We start from the raw sequence: 15,306 nt of genomic DNA, 5'->3' as shown, positions 1-15,306 counted from the left end.
AAACAATCACAGACCGAACAGCATTCCCACGCAGCGCACCGCAAAGGCCACCACCCAGGCGATGGCGCACTGGGCAATTACCACGATGAGGGCGCCCTTGGCGCCGCCCATCTCCCGCTTTACCGCGGCGATGGCCGCCACGCAGGGGGTGTAGAGCAGGGTGAAGGTGAGGAACACGAAGGCGGTGAAGGGGGTGAACAGGCTGCCCAGCGCCTGGGGCAGGGTGTTCAGGCTGGAGCCGGTGAGCACCGCCAGCGTGGAGACCACAGCCTCCTTGGCAGTGAAGCCGGTGATGAGCGCGGTGGAAACCCGCCAGTCGCCGAAGCCCAGAGGGGCAAACAGGGGGGCAATCAGCCCGCCCAGCATGGCCAGCAGGCTGGTGGAGGAATCGGTGACCACGTTCAGCCGTGCGTCGAAGGTCTGGAGGAACCAGATGATGATGGAGGCCACAAAGATTACGGTGAAGGCCCGGGTCAAAAAGTCCTTGGCCTTTTCCCACATCAGCCGCAGCACGCTGGCGGCGCTGGGCAGCCGGTAGTTGGGCAGCTCCATCACGAAGGGTACGGGCTCGCCCTTGAAGGCGGTGCCCTTGAGCAGCAGGCCGAACAGGATGCCCACCAGAATGCCCATCAGGTAAAGGCCGATCATCACCAGCGCCTGATATCTGGGGAAGAAGGCGGCGGTGAACATGGCGTAGATGGGCAGTTTGGCGGAGCAGCTCATGAAGGGGGTGAGCAGGATGGTCATCTTCCGGTCCCGCTCACTGGACAGGGTGCGGGTGGCCATGATGGCGGGCACGCTGCAGCCGAAGCCGATGAGCATGGGCACGAAGCTGCGGCCGGAAAGGCCGATCTTGCGCAGCAGCTTGTCCATCACAAAGGCCACACGGGCCATGTAGCCGGAGTCCTCCAGAATGGAGAGGAAGAAGAACAGCACCACGATGATGGGCAGGAAGGTGAGCACGCTGCCCACGCCGGCGAAGATGCCGTCGATCACAAGGCTGTGCACCACCGGGTTGATGCCGTAGGTGGTGAGGGCGTTGTCCACCACGCCGGTCAGGGCGTCCAGCCCCAGGGCCAGCAGGTCGCTCAGCCCCTGGCCGATCAGGCCGAAGGTGAGCCAGAACACCAGCCCCATGATGCCCAGAAAGATGGGGATGGCCAGAAAACGGTGGGTGAGCAGGCTGTCTATCTTCACGCTGCGGGCGTGCTCCCGGCTCTCGCCTTTTTTGATCACAGTGTGCTCACACAGCGCGCCGATGAAGGCGTAGCGCATGTCCGCCAGCGCGGCCTCCCGGTCGGTAGCAAGGTCGGCCTCCATCTCGGTGATGGCATGCTCCAGCAGATCCTTCTCATTGTCGGAAAGATGCAGCCGCTCCAGCATTGGCACATCGCCCTCCACCAGCTTGGTGGCGGCGAAACGCAGGGGAACCCGGGCCCGCTGGGCGTGATCCTCGATCAGATGGCAGATGGCGTGGATGCAGCGGTGCATGGCGCCGGCGCAGAAGTCCACCCGGGCGGGCTTTTCCTGATTCACGGCCACCTGCATGGCGTGCTCGATCAGCTCGTCGATGCCTTCATTTTTTGCGGCGCTGATGGGAACAACCGGGATGCCCAGTTCCTCCTCCAGCTGGTTCACAAGAACCGTGTTGCCGTTGGCGCGCATCTCGTCCATCATGTTCAGCGCCAGCACCATGGGAATGCCCAGCTCGATCAGCTGCATGGTCAGATACAGGTTGCGCTCGATGTTGGTGGCGTCCACGATGTTGATGATGCCCTGCGGCCGCTCGTTGATCAGAAAATCCCGGGTCACGATCTCCTCATTGGAGTAGGGCGACAGGGAATAGATGCCCGGCAGGTCCACCACGGTGGCCTCCGGATGCTTGCGGATCTGGCCGTCCTTCCGGTCCACGGTCACGCCGGGGAAGTTGCCCACATGCTGGTTGGAGCCGGTGAGCTGGTTGAACAGGGTGGTCTTGCCGCAGTTCTGGTTGCCCGCCAGCGCAAAGGTGATGGGTGTGCCCGCGGGCAGCGCGTTTGCGGTACGGCCCCGTTTTGTGGTCGCTTCGCCAAGGCCCGGGTGGGCGATGGGCTCCACCGCACGCAGGTCGTGCTGGTGGTGATGTTCAGCTTCCACCTCTTCGGGGGTGCGGGTGTGCACGCCCTCAATGTCGATGCTTTTTGCATCCTCCAGGCGCAGGGTCAGCTCGTAGCCCCGCAGTTCCAGTTCGATGGGGTCGCCCATGGGGGCAACCTTGCGCAGGGTCACCAGCGTGCGCGGGGTGAGGCCCATGTCCAGAAAATGGCGGCGCAGCGCGCCGGAGCCATTCACCGCCGTGATGGTGGCGGTTTTGCCGATCGGCAGTTGATCAAGTGTCATTGCGTAAACCCCTCTTTTGAAAAAACGGGGCAGCCGCCCCGCCTTTGGTATGGTTTCAATACTTTATTATAATGCCTATACGCTGCACCAGTGTAGCACCTGTGGATTCACTTGTCAATATAAGGGGAAGGGCGGGCGGCAGCGAAGCCGTCACAGAAGGGGTCGGGCAAAGAAAAAGCCCCGGCGGAGCCAGGGCGAAGGAGAGGTAAAAATGTTCAGGAACGGGGCGGGGCCCACAGTTCGGTGGAGGGCTGGCGGTCCCGGATGCGGCGGGCCACCTCCTGGTGGTGCATCCGGCTGCAGGGAACCTGACTGCCGTTGGCCAGCGTGAGCACTTCCCGGAACAGATTTTCCACATGCAGCAGGTTCACCACATAGCTCTTGTGGGTGCGGGCAAAGCCGAAGGGTTCCATCTGCTGGGCAATCTGGCTGATCTGGCCGCTGAACTGGTAGCTGGCGCTTTCGCCCACCAGGGTGATGCGCCGCACGTCCGATTCAAAATAATAGATCTCGCTGTGCTTGATCTGCACCGTGCCCTCCTCGCTGGTGAAGCTGTAATAAAAATCTGGTGTTTCGCAGTGGGTCAGCGCCTGCCAGACCTCCTCCTGCAGCAGCGCACCGGAGAAGGGGCGCACCAGATAACCGCAGGCCCGGGTGCGGTAGCCGGGAATGGCCCACCGGTCGCTGCCCGCCAGCAGAATCAGGCTCATGGCCGGGTGCAGCCGGTGCAGCTGGATCGCGGCGGAAAGCCCCGCGCCGTCATCGCCCACATCCAGCAGGATCAGATCGAACCGGCGGCCCCGGGCGTATTCGTCCAGCAGGGTGCGGCTGGATTCAAAACACACGAATTCCAGCCCGCCGCGCTTTTTCAGCGGGGCAAGGCCGCGCAGCATCTGGGAATTTTCCTGCCGGTCGCGGCCGCACAGTGCAATGTATCGGATCATAAACCAGAAAAACCTCCCGCCTGGGGCAAAAAACGAAAAAACGCCATGCAAATGAAGTAGAAAAATTTACCTTTGGTTTGTTCAAATTGTCTATATTATATGTCTGAAAGTAAATAAAATCAACCACTTTTGCAGATTTTGACGGTAAAAGTGCAGATTGTGCGCGAGCTGTACACACATTGAGAAAAACTTGTTATAGTGTTGCCGTGCCCGCCGGAAACGTTTTTTCAGGTGGGTGAGAGAGACGAAAAAACAGGGCTGAAATCTGCCTTTGGCCAAGGGGCAGGCATACCCGAACGCCCTGCAACAAGGAGGAAATCTTCATGGCAAACTCTCCCCAGACAGCGGCGCCCGAACAGGGCGGCATGAAAAAGACCCTGTCGCTGTGGAACTTCTTCACCATCGGTTTTGGCGCCATCATCGGCACCGGCTGGGTGCTGCAGGTCGGCGACTGGATGGTCACCGGCGGCGGCCCCATCGCCGCCATGATCGCCTTCGGCATCGGCGCATTGTTCCTGGTGCCCATCGGCGCGGTATTCGGTGAGCTCACCGCCGCCATTCCCATCTCCGGCGGCATTGTGGAATATGTGGACCGCACCTTCGGCCACACCCTGAGCTACATCACCGGCTGGTTCCTGGTTCTGGGCAACGGTATCCTGTGCCCCTGGGAGGCCATCGCCATCTCCACTCTGGTCAGCCAGATGTTCGGCGATCTGTTCCCGATCCTGCGGTCGGTGAAGCTGTACAGCATTCTGGGTGCGGATGTTTATCTGTTCCCCACCATCATCGCGCTGGCCTTCGCCTTCTATGTGATCTGGCTGAACTTCAAGGGCGCTTCCAGCGCCGCCAAGCTGCAGGCTTTCCTGACCAAGGCGCTGCTGGCCGGCATGCTGCTGGCCATGGGCATCTCCTTCTTCAAGGGCGGCCCCGCCAACATTCTGCCCTCCTTCCAGCAGGTGCAGAGCAGCACCACCCAGACCGCCGGTACCAACATGTTTGCCGGTATCGTGTCTGTGCTGGTTATGACCCCGTTCTTCTACGCCGGCTTTGACACCATTCCCCAGCAGGCCGAGGAGGCTGCCGAGGGTCTGGACTGGAACAAATTCGGCAAGATCATCAGCCTGGCTCTGCTGGCCGCCGGTGGTTTCTACATCATCTGCATCTACTCCTTCGGCACCATCGTTCCCTGGACCGAGTTCATCACCAAGGATGTGCCCGCGCTGGCCTGCCTGAAGGACATCAACATGATCTTCTATGTGGTGATGCTCATCATTGCCACCCTCGGACCCATGGGCCCCATGAATTCCTTCTTCGGCGCCACCAGCCGTATCATGCTGGCCATGGGCCGCAAGGGCCAGCTGCCCGAGTCCTTTGCGGTGCTGGATTCCAAGTCCGGCTGCCCCAAGCTGGCCTGCACCATTCTGGCAGTGATCACCGTGATCGGGCCCTTCCTGGGCAAGAACATGCTGCTGAGCCTGACCAACGTTTCCGCGCTGGCCTTCATCTTCAGCTGCACCATGGTGAGCCTGGCCTGCCTGCGCATGCGCTACACCGAGCCCGATCTGCCCCGGCCCTACAAGGTTCCCGGCGGCAAGCTGGGCATCTGCGCCGCCATCGCGGCCGGCACCATCGTGATTCTGCTGATGGTGGTTCCCTTCAGCCCCGCTGCTCTGAACGGCGTGGAATGGGGCATCGTTCTGGGCTGGCTGGTCATCGGCCTGATCCTGATGGCCGTTACCAAGGCAGCCAAGAAAAAGTAATTTTTTCCGTGAACCTATAAGCGCACAAAACACGCTTCGGTACATAAACAAACATTGGAAACAGGAGGTTTGTTTCATTATGAGTAAGGTAGCATTTGTTGGCGGTCTGCTGATCGACGGCACCGGCGCCGAGCCGGTCAAGGACTCTCTGGTTCTGGTAGAGGACAAGAAGATCGTTTACGCTGGCCCCAAGAAGGAGTACGGCCCCGATTACGAGACCCGTGACATCACCGGCAAGACCATCATGCCCGGCCTGATCGACACTCATCTGCACTTCTCCGGCAACCTGACCGACGACGACACCGACTGGGTTCTGGAGGATCCCATCCAGAAGACCGTGGTTGCCGTTCAGCAGGCTCACGAGTGCCTGGAGCACGGCCTGACCACCGTTGGTGAGATCAGCCGCAGCGGCCTGCAGATCCGCGATATGATCGAGCGCGGCGTTATGACCGGCCCCCGCGTGGTTGGCACCGGCCTGGGCTTCGCCCGCACCTGCGGCCATGGCGACAGCCACAAGCTGCCCAGCTGGTACAACGACGAGAGCCATCCCTGGGCCGAGCGCGTGGACGGTCCCTGGGAGCTGCGCAAGGCGGTTCGCCGTCGTCTGCGTCAGAGCCCGGACGCCATCAAGATCTGGTCCACCGGCGGCGGCATCTGGCGCTGGGACAAAAAGACCGATCAGCACTACACATACGAAGAGATCAAGGCCGTTGTGGACGAATGCAACATGGTCGGCATTCCTGTATGGAGCCATGCCGAGGGCTTCGGCGGCGCTCTGGATTCCGCACGGGCCGGTGTGCATCTGATCATCCATGGCCAGGCTCTGAACGACGAATGCCTGGACATCATGGCCGAGAAGGGCATCTACTTCTGCCCCACCATTCAGTTCCTGCACGAGTGGTTCAAGACCTATCCCCCCGTGTACATCCCCGAGATGCACGACTCTCAGCCCGGTGAGACCGTTGTTGAGAAAGAGCTGAACCGCATCTACGCCAACCTGCGCAAGGCCAAGGCCAAGGGCATCGGCCTGACCATCGGTTCCGACTCCTTCTGCAGCAGTCTGACTCCCTATGGCACCACCGCCATTGGCGAGATGTACTCCTTCGTGGAGTGCGCCGGTATCTCCGAGATGGATACCATCGTTGCCGCCACCAAGGTTGGCGCCGAGATGCTGAAGGTGGACGACGTGACCGGTACTCTGGAAGCCGGCAAGTCCGCCGACCTGCTGGTCATCGAGGGCAATCCTCTGGAGAACATCCGCGCCATCGCCGTGGACAACATGAAGGTCATCATGAAGGAAGGCGCCTTTGTAAAAGGCTGATCCTTGGCCTTCCTGAACCCTGCCGCCTCCGGCCCGATCCTCTCTCTCCGGGCCGGAGGCATTTTTATCCTTTTTATAATATAAGGAAAACAAAAAGAGGCCTCCCGGCGGGAGGCCTCTTTTTCTGCCATGATGAATAAAATGAAACGGAAATGTTTTCAGTTCTTCAGCGCCTGCAGGGGAGCGGGGATGCGACCGCCCCGGTTGATGAATACGCTGGGGCTGTAGGTGCTGATGGGCATGATGGGCGCGTAGCCCAGCAGGCCGCCGAAATCCAGCTCCTCGCCGGCCTTGCGGCCGATGGCGGGAATCACGCGCACGGCGGTGGTCTTGGTGTTCACCATGCCGATGGCCGCCTCGTCGGCAATCAGGGCGCTGATCACCTCGGCGGGGGTGTCGCCGGGCAGCACCACCATGTCGATGCCCACGCTGCACACCGCAGTCATGGCTTCCAGCTTTTCCAGGCACAGGCTGCCGCAGCGGGCCGCCTTGATCATGCCGTCGTCCTCACTTACGGGGATGAAGGCGCCGGACAGGCCGCCCACATGGTTGGAGGCCATCACGCCGCCCTTCTTCACCGCGTCGTTCAGAAGAGCCAGCGCGGCGGTGGTGCCGCAGCAGCCGCAGCTCTCCAGCCCCATCTCCTCCAGAATGTTGGCCACACTGTCGCCAACGGCGGGGGTGGGAGCCAGCGAAAGATCCACGATGCCGAAGGGCACGCCCAGTTCTTTGGCGGCCAGATTGCCCACCAGCTGGCCCATGCGGGTGATCTTGAAGGCGGTGCGCTTCACCAGCTCGGCCACCTCGTCCAGCGGGGCGTCCTTGGGCAGCTTTGCCAGCGCGGCACGCACGGCGCCGGGGCCGGAAACGCCCACGTGCACCACGCAGTCCGGCTCGCCCACGCCGTGGAAGGCACCGGCCATGAAGGGGTTGTCCTCAGGGGCGTTGCAGAACACCACCAGCTTGGCGGCGCCCATGCACTGGTTGTCGGCGGTAATTTCAGCGGCCTTGCGCACCACGCCGCCCATCAGCTTCACCGCGTCCATGTTGATGCCGGTCTTGGTGGAGCCGATGTTCACGCTGCTGCACACGATATCCGTCTCAGCCAGCGCCTGGGGAATGGAGGCAATCAGCCGCTCGTCACCGGCGGAAAAGCCCTTGTGTACCAGCGCGCCGAAGCCGCCGATGAAGTTCACGCCCACGGCCTTGGCTGCCCGGTCCAGCGCCTTGGCATACTCCACCGGATCGGCGGTGGGGGCGCTGGCCAGCAGCATGGCGATGGGGGTCACGCTGATGCGCTTGTTGATGATGGGGATGCCGTAGTCGGTGGAAATCTTCTCCACAACCGGCACCAGACGGGCAGCCTTTTCGGTGATCTTGTTATAGATTTTCTCGCAGGCCTTTTTGGGGTCCGGGTCGGCGCAGTCCAGCAGGCTGATGCCCATGGTCACGGTGCGCACGTCCAGATTTTCCGAGGTGATCATCCCGATGGTTTCCAGGATGTCGCTGGTGTTGATCATGCTCAATGGAACGGCCCCCTTCTGTTAAATATGATGCATCGCGTCGAACACTTCTTCGCGGGTGATGTGCAGCTCCATGCCCATCTCGTCGGCAATGGCGGCAAAGCGGGCGCGCACGGCGTCCATATCCTGGGTGCAGCGGCTCAGGTTCACCAGCATGATCATGCAGAACATATCCTGCATAATGCTCTGGGTCACGTCCTCCACATTGATGTTCAGCTCGGCGCACACGGCGCTGACCTTGGCGATCACGCCCACGGTGTCTTTTCCGACCACGGTGATAACAGCTTTCATAAACCAAAATCCTCCCTCTGCGGCGGCACGGCGCGCAGCGCGGTGCCCGGTTTGCGGCGGTTTGCAGCCGCTGGCGGCTGCAAGACGTTATTGCCATTATAGCAGATTTTGCCGCCGCGTGGTTTACTTTAACGGTATTTTTTTTTATAATAAGGTAAATTGCCGAATCTGCCCCAAAGAGGGCCAAACAACAAAGAAAGAAGTGACCCATTGTATGGAACGTTTGCTGAAATTGTTGGAAGAAAACGCCCGCCTGAGCGTGGAAGAACTGGCCGCCATGCTGAGCACCACCCCCGAGGATGTGGCCGCCCGGATGGACGACTATGCCAAGAAGGGCGTGATCCGGGGCTACCGGGCCATGGTGGACTGGGAAAAGGTGAGCACCGACAAGGTACAGGCCGTGATCGAGCTGCGGGTGCGCCCCAAAAAGAGCCACGGCTTCGACGAAATCGCCATGGCCATCAGCCAGTTCGACGAGGTGCAGAGCGTGCTGCTCATGAGCGGCGGCTATGATCTGCAGCTGGTGATTGCGGGCCACAGCTTCCAGGAGATTGCCCTCTTCGTGGCAAAGCGCCTTTCGCCCATGGACGACGTGCTCTCCACCGCGACCCACTTTGTGCTGCGCACCTATAAAAAGGATGGCGTGATGTACGCCGAGGAAGAGCCGGACGAAAGGGAGTGGGCTACGCTGTGATGGATTACAGCCGTTTGATTGCCCCGGCCGCCGCCGAGATGCGGCCCTCGGGCATCCGTAAATTTTTCGACATCGCCGCCGAAATGGACGACTGCATCAGCCTGGGCGTGGGCGAGCCGGACTTCAAGACCCCCTGGCGCATCCGGGATGCGGGCATCAAGAGCCTGCAGAAGGGCAAGACCAGTTACACCGCCAACGCCGGCATGAAGGAGCTGCGGCAGGAGATTGCCGCCTATATGGACCGGCGGTTCGGCCTTTCCTACGATCCGCTGGGCCAGATTCTGGTCACGGTGGGCGGCAGCGAGGCCATCGACATGTGCATCCGCAGCCTTGTGGCCCCGGGCGACGAGGTGATCATCCCCGAGCCCTGCTTTGTGTGCTATCAGCCCATCACCACCCTCACCGGCGGCGTGCCGGTGCCGGTGCCCCTGAAGGCGGAAAATGAGTTCCGGCTTACCGCCGCCGAGCTGAAGGCGGCCATCACCCCCAAAACCAAGCTGCTGATCATGCCCTTCCCCTGCAACCCCACCGGCGCGGTGATGGAGCGGGAGGATCTGGAGGCCATTGCCGAGGTGCTGCGGGATACCAACATCATGGTTCTCTCGGATGAAATCTACGCCGAGCTGAACTACTGCGACCATCCCCATGTGAGCATTGCCAGCCTGCCTGGCATGGCCGAGCGCACCGTGGTGGTGAACGGCTTCTCCAAGGCCTTCGCCATGACCGGCTGGCGCATGGGCTTTGCCTGCGGCTCGCGCGAGGTGATTGCCGTGATGACCAAGCTGCATCAGAACTGCATCATGTGTGCGCCCACCACCAGCCAGTACGCGGCAGTGGTGGCTATGCGGGAATGCGATGACGAGATCGAGCGCATGCGCCAGGAATACGACATGCGCCGCCGTTTTCTGGTCAGCCGCCTGAACGAGATGGGCCTTTCCTGCTTTGAGCCGAAGGGCGCCTTCTATGTGTTCCCCAGCATCCAGTCCACCGGCCTTTCCAGCGACGAATTCTGCGAACGGCTTTTGTATGCCAAGCGGGTGGCGGTGGTGCCCGGCACCGCCTTTGGCGACAGCGGCGAGGGCTTTGTGCGCATCAGTTACGCCTATTCCGTGAGCCACCTGAAGCAGGCGCTGGACCGGATCGAATCCTTTTTGCAGCAGCTGCGGGAAGAGGGCGTGAATGGATAAAAACGTGTATTTTGCCGCAGCGGCAAATTATGACCAGCAGACGGTGGACGCGGCGGTGGAGCGGCTGTTCTGCCAGCTGCCCGCAGCCCAGGCGCTTGGAGGCAAGCGGGTGCTGCTTAAGCCTAACCTGCTGGCCAAGCACACGCCGGAACGGGCGGTGACCACCCACCCGGCGCTGGTGCGGGCGGTGATCCGGGCGGTTCGCCGCCGGGGTGCTGCTTCCATCACGGTGGCGGATTCCCCCGGCGGGGTCTACAACCCGGGCATCCTGCGGAGCATCTATAAAGTAAGCGGCCTGACCGACGTGTGCCGGGAGGAGGGCGTTGCCCTTTATACCGACTGCAAAAGCCGGGAGGTTCCGGCAAAGGGTCAGGTGGTAAAGCAGTTCACCCTGCTGGAGCCGGTGCTGGACTGCGATGTGATCATCAACCTGCCCAAGCTGAAAACCCACATGATGACCGGCCTTTCCGCCGCCACCAAGAATCTGTTCGGCTGCATCCCCGGCCTGCAAAAGGCCGAGTGGCACATGCGCTTTCCGGACAAAGAGCGGTTCGGCGGAATGCTGGTGGATCTGCTTTGCACCGTAAAGCCCGGCTTTGCCATTTTGGACGGCATTCTGGCCCAGGAGGGCGACGGCCCGGCAGGGGGCACTCCCCGCATGGTGGGCATTGTGGCAGCGGCGGAGGATCATCTGCAGATGGATCTTGCCCTCTGCCGGATGCTGGGTATCCGCCCGAAGGACGTGCCTTACTTAAACGCGGCCATCAGCCGGGGCTTGTGCCCGGAACAATTCGACCCGGCCTGCGCCAAAGGGGAAGGGGAGCTGTGCCGCCCCATTCCCGGTTACCGGCTGCCCTCCAGCTGGGGCAGCGTGGATTTTGCCGACAAGGCCCCCCGCGCCGTGCGCTGGGCGGTACCTGCGGTGGAGCGGCTGCTTGCTCCCCGCCCGGTGATCAACAAAAGCCGGTGCATCGGCTGCGGCAAGTGCGCCGAGATCTGCCCCCAGCACACCATCACGGTGCAGGGCACCGCGCACATCCACGCGGCCAGATGCATCCGGTGCTTCTGCTGCCACGAGATGTGCCCGGTGAAGGCCATCGATACCCGGCGATCTTTCCTTTTAAAAAAATTGTAACGAGGTGTGAGCCATGAAACAGGTAACCGTGCTGGCCCCGGCCAAGCTGAACCTGACGCTGGACGTGACCGGCCTTTTGCCCGGCGGCTATCATGCGCTGGATATGATCATGCAGACCATCACCCTGCACGAGCGGGTGGTGCTGCGAAAAAGCCGGGATCTGATCCTGCGCCTGCCCGGCAGCCGCATCCCGGCCAACGAAAAAAACACCGCCTACAAGGCGGCGCTGGCCTTCTTCCACTACACCGGCCTGCTGGCCGGTGTGGAGATCGAGATCCACAAGGCCACCCCGGTGCGGGCGGGCATGGCGGGCGGCAGCGCCGACGCCGCCGCCGTGCTGGTGGGCATGAACGAGCTGTACGGGGCAAAGCTGTCCATCACCGAGCTGTGTGCCATCGGCGCCACCATCGGTGCGGATGTGCCCTTTGCCATTCTGGGCGGCACCTGCCGGGTGCAGGGCATCGGCGATATCTTGAAGCCTCTGCCTCCCTGCCCGGACTGCTGGTTCGTGGTGGTGATGCCCAGCGTGGGCGTGAGTACCCCCGAGGCCTTTGCCCGGTACGATGAGGTGGGCAGCAGCGTCCACCCGGATTCCGCCGCCGCCGAAGCAGCGGTGAAGGCAGGAGATCTGAACGCCCTGTGCGCGGCCAGCGGCAACGCGCTGGAGGAGTGCAGCGGTGCAAAGGAGACCCCGGCCATCAAACGGCTGCTGGATGACAACGGCGCGCTGGCCAGCCTGATGACCGGCAGCGGCGCGGCGGTGTTCGGCGTGTTTGACGACGAGCAGGCTGCAAAGAAGGCAGCCGCCGCCCTGCGCGGTCAGTACAGCCAGGTCTATCTGGCCCAGCCGGACCGCTGGGGCGCCCGGGTGGTGCACAGCCGCCGCCCCGGCCACACCCGGAACAGAGGCGGAAAAGCGCCGGAACAAAAATCCCGGCCGCAGGAATAAAAAACAGAACGCACGTCCATGCTATTGGCAGAAGTTGCCAGGGAAAGGACGTGCGTTTTATGTTTTTGCGTGTACTTAATAAGAATCGGGCGAATTGGCTGGCCCATGGGGCGCTGGCCGCCGGGCTGATGCTGGCGGTGGCGGTGAGCGGCTGGCTGGGCCCCTTTTCGGCAAGCTGCGCTTCGCTGCGGCAGGATACCCTGCGCCTGCATGTGCAGGCAAATTCCAACAGCGAAGCGGACCAGGCCCTGAAGCTGCTGGTGCGGGACGCGGTGCTGGAAACGGCCCAGACCCTCTTCGCGGATCTGCCGGATCAGCGTACCGCACTGGAAACGGCTCAGGCCCATCTGGCAGATTTCCAGCAGGCGGCCGAACAGGTGGTGCGGGAGCAGGGCAGCGATCAGGCGGTGCGTGTCTATGTGACCAACATGTATTTCCCCACCACGGCCTACGAAGCCTTCACCCTGCCCGCCGGCCGGTACGACGCGCTGCGGGTGGAGCTGGGCGAGCACGCGGGCCGCAACTGGTTCTGCGTGCTGTATCCGGCCCTCTGCCTGAGCGCCGCCCAGCCCGCCGAATATCCGCAGCAGAATCAGCAGGAGATTCTGGAAAACAGCCAGAGCTATGAGGTGCGCTTCGCCGCGCTGGAGGCGGTGGAGCGGCTGGAGGAGTGGGTACACGGAAATTGAGTGGAACATCCCGGAACCTTTGCGCATACAATGGCGCAAGGAGGGATGCAGATATGGCAACAATCACAGCAGTGCCCCCGTACTTCGGAACGGTGCTGCAAAATGGAAGCAAGGGGCCGGACTCGGCCCAGGTACAAACCTGGCTCAACGGCATTCGCAAGCAATGGCCGCAGATCCAGAGCGTTACGGTGGACGGCCAGTACGGCGGGGCCACGGTTCAGGCGGTGAAGCAGTTCCAGACCATGGCCGGGCTCACTGTGGACGGTATGACCGGCCAGAGCACCTGGAACGCTCTGTACACCCAGTACGCCGGCATCTACGGCCCGGGCGAAATCTACCCGGGTATTGTGGCGGCCCCCGGTGCGCGGGGCGCGGTGGTGAAGAGCATGCAGCAGAAGCTGGCGGCTCTGAGCAAGGTGTACACCGGCATCCAGACCATCTCGACGGATGGAGTGTTCGGTGGCGGCACCTCGGCGGCGCTGCGCCGGTTCCAGCCCCAGTTCGGCCTCACCGCCGATGCGCTGCTGGGCAAGAACACCTTTGCAGCTCTTGCAAAGGTATATGAGGCCGTGCGGGCCGGTAACCCGCCCAAGGTGGTTACCCGGTATGCGGGCTATGTGATGCAGCAGGGCAGCAGCGGCGACTGGGTGCGCTTTCTGCAAAGCTATCTGAACGGGGTTTCCGGGATTCCCCAGCTGACCGTGGATGGCAAGTTCGGTTCCGGCACCAAAAAGTCGGTGGTGGCCTTCCAGGGCCAGCAGGGCCTGACGGCAGACGGTAAGGTGGGTACCGCCACCTGGAGCCGCCTGATCACCGTGTTCAATCAGCAGCTGAGCTGACCCGAAATCGGAAAATACCGGCAGAAAAGCAGGGCTTTCCTCCGAACCATGCGGGGGAAGGTCCTGCTTTTTTGTGGTTTTGACGGTTTTATTCCTTTCATGTTGATAGGTTAAGAAAATAATGATGCAATTTGTGAAAAGTTTATGATGTTTACCATGGAGGCTGCATATAGAAAAGGGAGGTTGGTTTTTCCATGAGAAGAAACGCTTGGCACAGAGCCCTGAGCCTGCTGGCGGCGGTGATGATGCTGGCTGCGTCGCTGCCGGTTTCCGCATTTGCCCAGGAGATTCCGGAAGAGGACCCGGCGGCCATCCGCACCGAGACTCTGCCCGGCGATCTGCCCGAAGAGGAAAGTGTGGTGGAGAGAGCTGCAACGGAACCGGATGCCGCACCGGCCGAAGCCGCCGAACCCGAAGCGGACGAGCCTGCACCGGCCGCCCTGCCGCAGGCAGCCCCCCAGCCGGAGGAACCCGCTGCGGCCGAAACCGGAAGTGCGGCGCAGGGGGTGGCAGTCAACGGGCAGAATTTCCCCGACGCTGCGTTCCGTGCCTGGATTCTGAACCCGGCCAACCTGAACGACGCCGGGCAGGACGGCACGCTCACCGAGGATGAGTTGCAGGCGGTGACCGCCATGGATGTGAGCAATCAGGGGATTGCCAGCCTGAAGGGCATTGAGTATTTCACCAATCTGGAAAGCCTGAACTGCCGGGGCAACCAGCTCACACAGCTGGATGTGAACGCAAACCGGCAGTTAAAGAACCTGAACGCCAAGGCCAATTGGCTGACCAGCCTGACTTTGCGCCTGCCCTTGCTGAAAGGGCTGTATGTGGGGAAAAACCAGCTCACCACACTGGACATGAGCCATAATCCCAAGCTGGAGGACAGCGGCTTTGTGGGCCGCAACAACGACCTGCGCACCCTGATTCTGCCCAACGTGCCCGGCCTTCAGGTGGATACCGAGGATTTTCTGGAGCAGGATCCCATTGTGGGCTCCGAGCGGTCGGAATGGTTCTACGACAGCCGGTTCACCCAGCCCATCCGGGAAGAATATATCCCCGGCAATGGCCAGACCGTTTATGCCCGCCGGGTGCCCAACCGCTATACCGTGCGTTTTTCTGCCAACGGCGGTGCAGGCAGCATGGATTCGCTGAACAGTGAATACGGCCAGCAGTTCCAGCTGCCCGCGACCCGGTTCACCCGCACCGACTACACTTTTACCGGCTGGAGCACCCGCCCCGACGGCCCGGTGGAGTATCAAAATGGCCAGACCGTGCGCAACCTGACCGCTGAGGATGGCGACGTGGTGAACCTTTACGCCGTCTGGAAAAGCTATTCTGCAATGGAGCAGCTGAGCCAGAGCTTCGCCGGATACGACCGGCAGAATTACATCGGTGAGGACTGGAACGCGCTGGAGGCCGCCTATGAAGCAGGCCGGGCGGGCATTGAGGCCGCTGCCGTTGCCGCACTGATCTGGAAGCTGAGCCGCAGGGAACGATAAAAGAGCGGTAAACCCAAAACAAAAAGGGGCTGTTGCAAAATAGCCTAAAATGAAAAAAATGAGATAGACTTCCCCGAAAGGGTTGCCTATCTCATT

General features: G+C 61.7%; 13 protein-coding genes. 9 read left to right on the top strand and 4 right to left on the bottom strand.

Annotated elements, in window-relative coordinates:
• Positions 1–6 precede the first annotated feature (6 nt).
• Both feoB and ACESYO_RS12425 read right to left on the bottom strand, forming a co-directional pair.
• Positions 7–2,379: a ferrous iron transport protein B gene (gene feoB / locus ACESYO_RS12430; protein ID WP_373210239.1), complete on the bottom strand. Its 2,373-nt coding sequence runs from the start codon at positions 2,377–2,379 to the stop codon at positions 7–9.
• A 215-nt stretch (positions 2,380–2,594) separates the two neighbouring features.
• Entirely contained in the window at positions 2,595–3,323 is a 729-nt protein-coding gene (locus ACESYO_RS12425; RefSeq protein ID WP_058963192.1) for a LytR/AlgR family response regulator transcription factor, read from the bottom strand.
• A gap of 323 nt (positions 3,324–3,646) precedes the next feature.
• On the opposite strand from ACESYO_RS12425, the gene ACESYO_RS12420 reads away from it, so the two are divergent.
• On the top strand, positions 3,647–5,083 hold the full coding sequence (locus ACESYO_RS12420; RefSeq protein ID WP_373210238.1) for an APC family permease: 1,437 nt from the start codon (positions 3,647–3,649) through the stop codon (positions 5,081–5,083).
• A gap of 79 nt (positions 5,084–5,162) precedes the next feature.
• Positions 5,163–6,404 carry a metal-dependent hydrolase family protein gene (locus tag ACESYO_RS12415; RefSeq protein WP_283129040.1) on the top strand — a complete coding sequence of 414 codons (1,242 nt, stop codon included), beginning with the start codon at positions 5,163–5,165 and terminating at the stop codon, positions 6,402–6,404.
• Between the two features lie 158 nt (positions 6,405–6,562).
• Here ACESYO_RS12415 and ACESYO_RS12410 read toward each other — a convergent pair whose 3' ends face one another.
• Together ACESYO_RS12410 and ACESYO_RS12405 are read right to left on the bottom strand one after the other, a co-directional pair.
• Positions 6,563–7,924: a PFL family protein gene (locus tag ACESYO_RS12410; protein WP_058963279.1), complete on the bottom strand. Its 1,362-nt coding sequence runs from the start codon at positions 7,922–7,924 to the stop codon at positions 6,563–6,565.
• Between the two features lie 24 nt (positions 7,925–7,948).
• Complete coding sequence (locus ACESYO_RS12405; protein ID WP_058963195.1) at positions 7,949–8,218, bottom strand: ACT domain-containing protein; 270 nt, start codon at positions 8,216–8,218, stop codon at positions 7,949–7,951.
• Between the two features lie 214 nt (positions 8,219–8,432).
• Here ACESYO_RS12405 and ACESYO_RS12400 point away from each other — a divergent pair, with 214 nt between their 5' ends.
• The 7 genes from ACESYO_RS12400 to ACESYO_RS12370 all read left to right on the top strand — a co-directional run bounded on the left by ACESYO_RS12400 (position 8,433) and on the right by ACESYO_RS12370 (position 15,210).
• Positions 8,433–8,912 (top strand): Lrp/AsnC family transcriptional regulator, encoded by a 480-nt coding sequence (locus tag ACESYO_RS12400; protein WP_058963196.1) that lies wholly within the window; start codon positions 8,433–8,435, stop codon positions 8,910–8,912.
• The gene (locus ACESYO_RS12395; RefSeq protein WP_373210236.1) at positions 8,912–10,099 is read left to right on the top strand and encodes a pyridoxal phosphate-dependent aminotransferase; all 1,188 of its coding nucleotides are present in this window, start codon (positions 8,912–8,914) and stop codon (positions 10,097–10,099) included. Before ACESYO_RS12400 ends, ACESYO_RS12395 begins: the two co-directional genes overlap by 1 nt.
• Positions 10,092–11,234 (top strand): DUF362 domain-containing protein, encoded by a 1,143-nt coding sequence (locus ACESYO_RS12390; protein ID WP_373210235.1) that lies wholly within the window; start codon positions 10,092–10,094, stop codon positions 11,232–11,234. Before ACESYO_RS12395 ends, ACESYO_RS12390 begins: the two co-directional genes overlap by 8 nt.
• 13 nt (positions 11,235–11,247) lie before the next feature.
• Positions 11,248–12,183, top strand: coding sequence for a 4-(cytidine 5'-diphospho)-2-C-methyl-D-erythritol kinase (ispE, locus tag ACESYO_RS12385; protein ID WP_283128627.1), 936 nt, complete (start codon positions 11,248–11,250; stop codon positions 12,181–12,183).
• A gap of 59 nt (positions 12,184–12,242) precedes the next feature.
• The gene (locus ACESYO_RS12380) at positions 12,243–12,872 is read left to right on the top strand and encodes a stage II sporulation protein R (protein WP_373210233.1); all 630 of its coding nucleotides are present in this window, start codon (positions 12,243–12,245) and stop codon (positions 12,870–12,872) included.
• A gap of 53 nt (positions 12,873–12,925) precedes the next feature.
• Positions 12,926–13,711 carry a peptidoglycan-binding domain-containing protein gene (locus ACESYO_RS12375; RefSeq protein ID WP_346672494.1) on the top strand — a complete coding sequence of 262 codons (786 nt, stop codon included), beginning with the start codon at positions 12,926–12,928 and terminating at the stop codon, positions 13,709–13,711.
• A gap of 194 nt (positions 13,712–13,905) precedes the next feature.
• A complete protein-coding gene (locus tag ACESYO_RS12370) occupies positions 13,906–15,210 on the top strand; it encodes an InlB B-repeat-containing protein (protein ID WP_373210231.1) in 1,305 nt (434 codons plus the stop codon).
• Positions 15,211–15,306 lie beyond the last annotated feature (96 nt).

This window comes from Allofournierella massiliensis, from assembly GCF_964241245.1.
Taxonomy (GTDB): Bacteria; Bacillota; Clostridia; order Oscillospirales; family Ruminococcaceae; genus Allofournierella; species Allofournierella massiliensis.
Note: the sequence above shows the minus strand (reverse complement) of the source record. Positions and strands in the feature narration are given on the sequence as shown.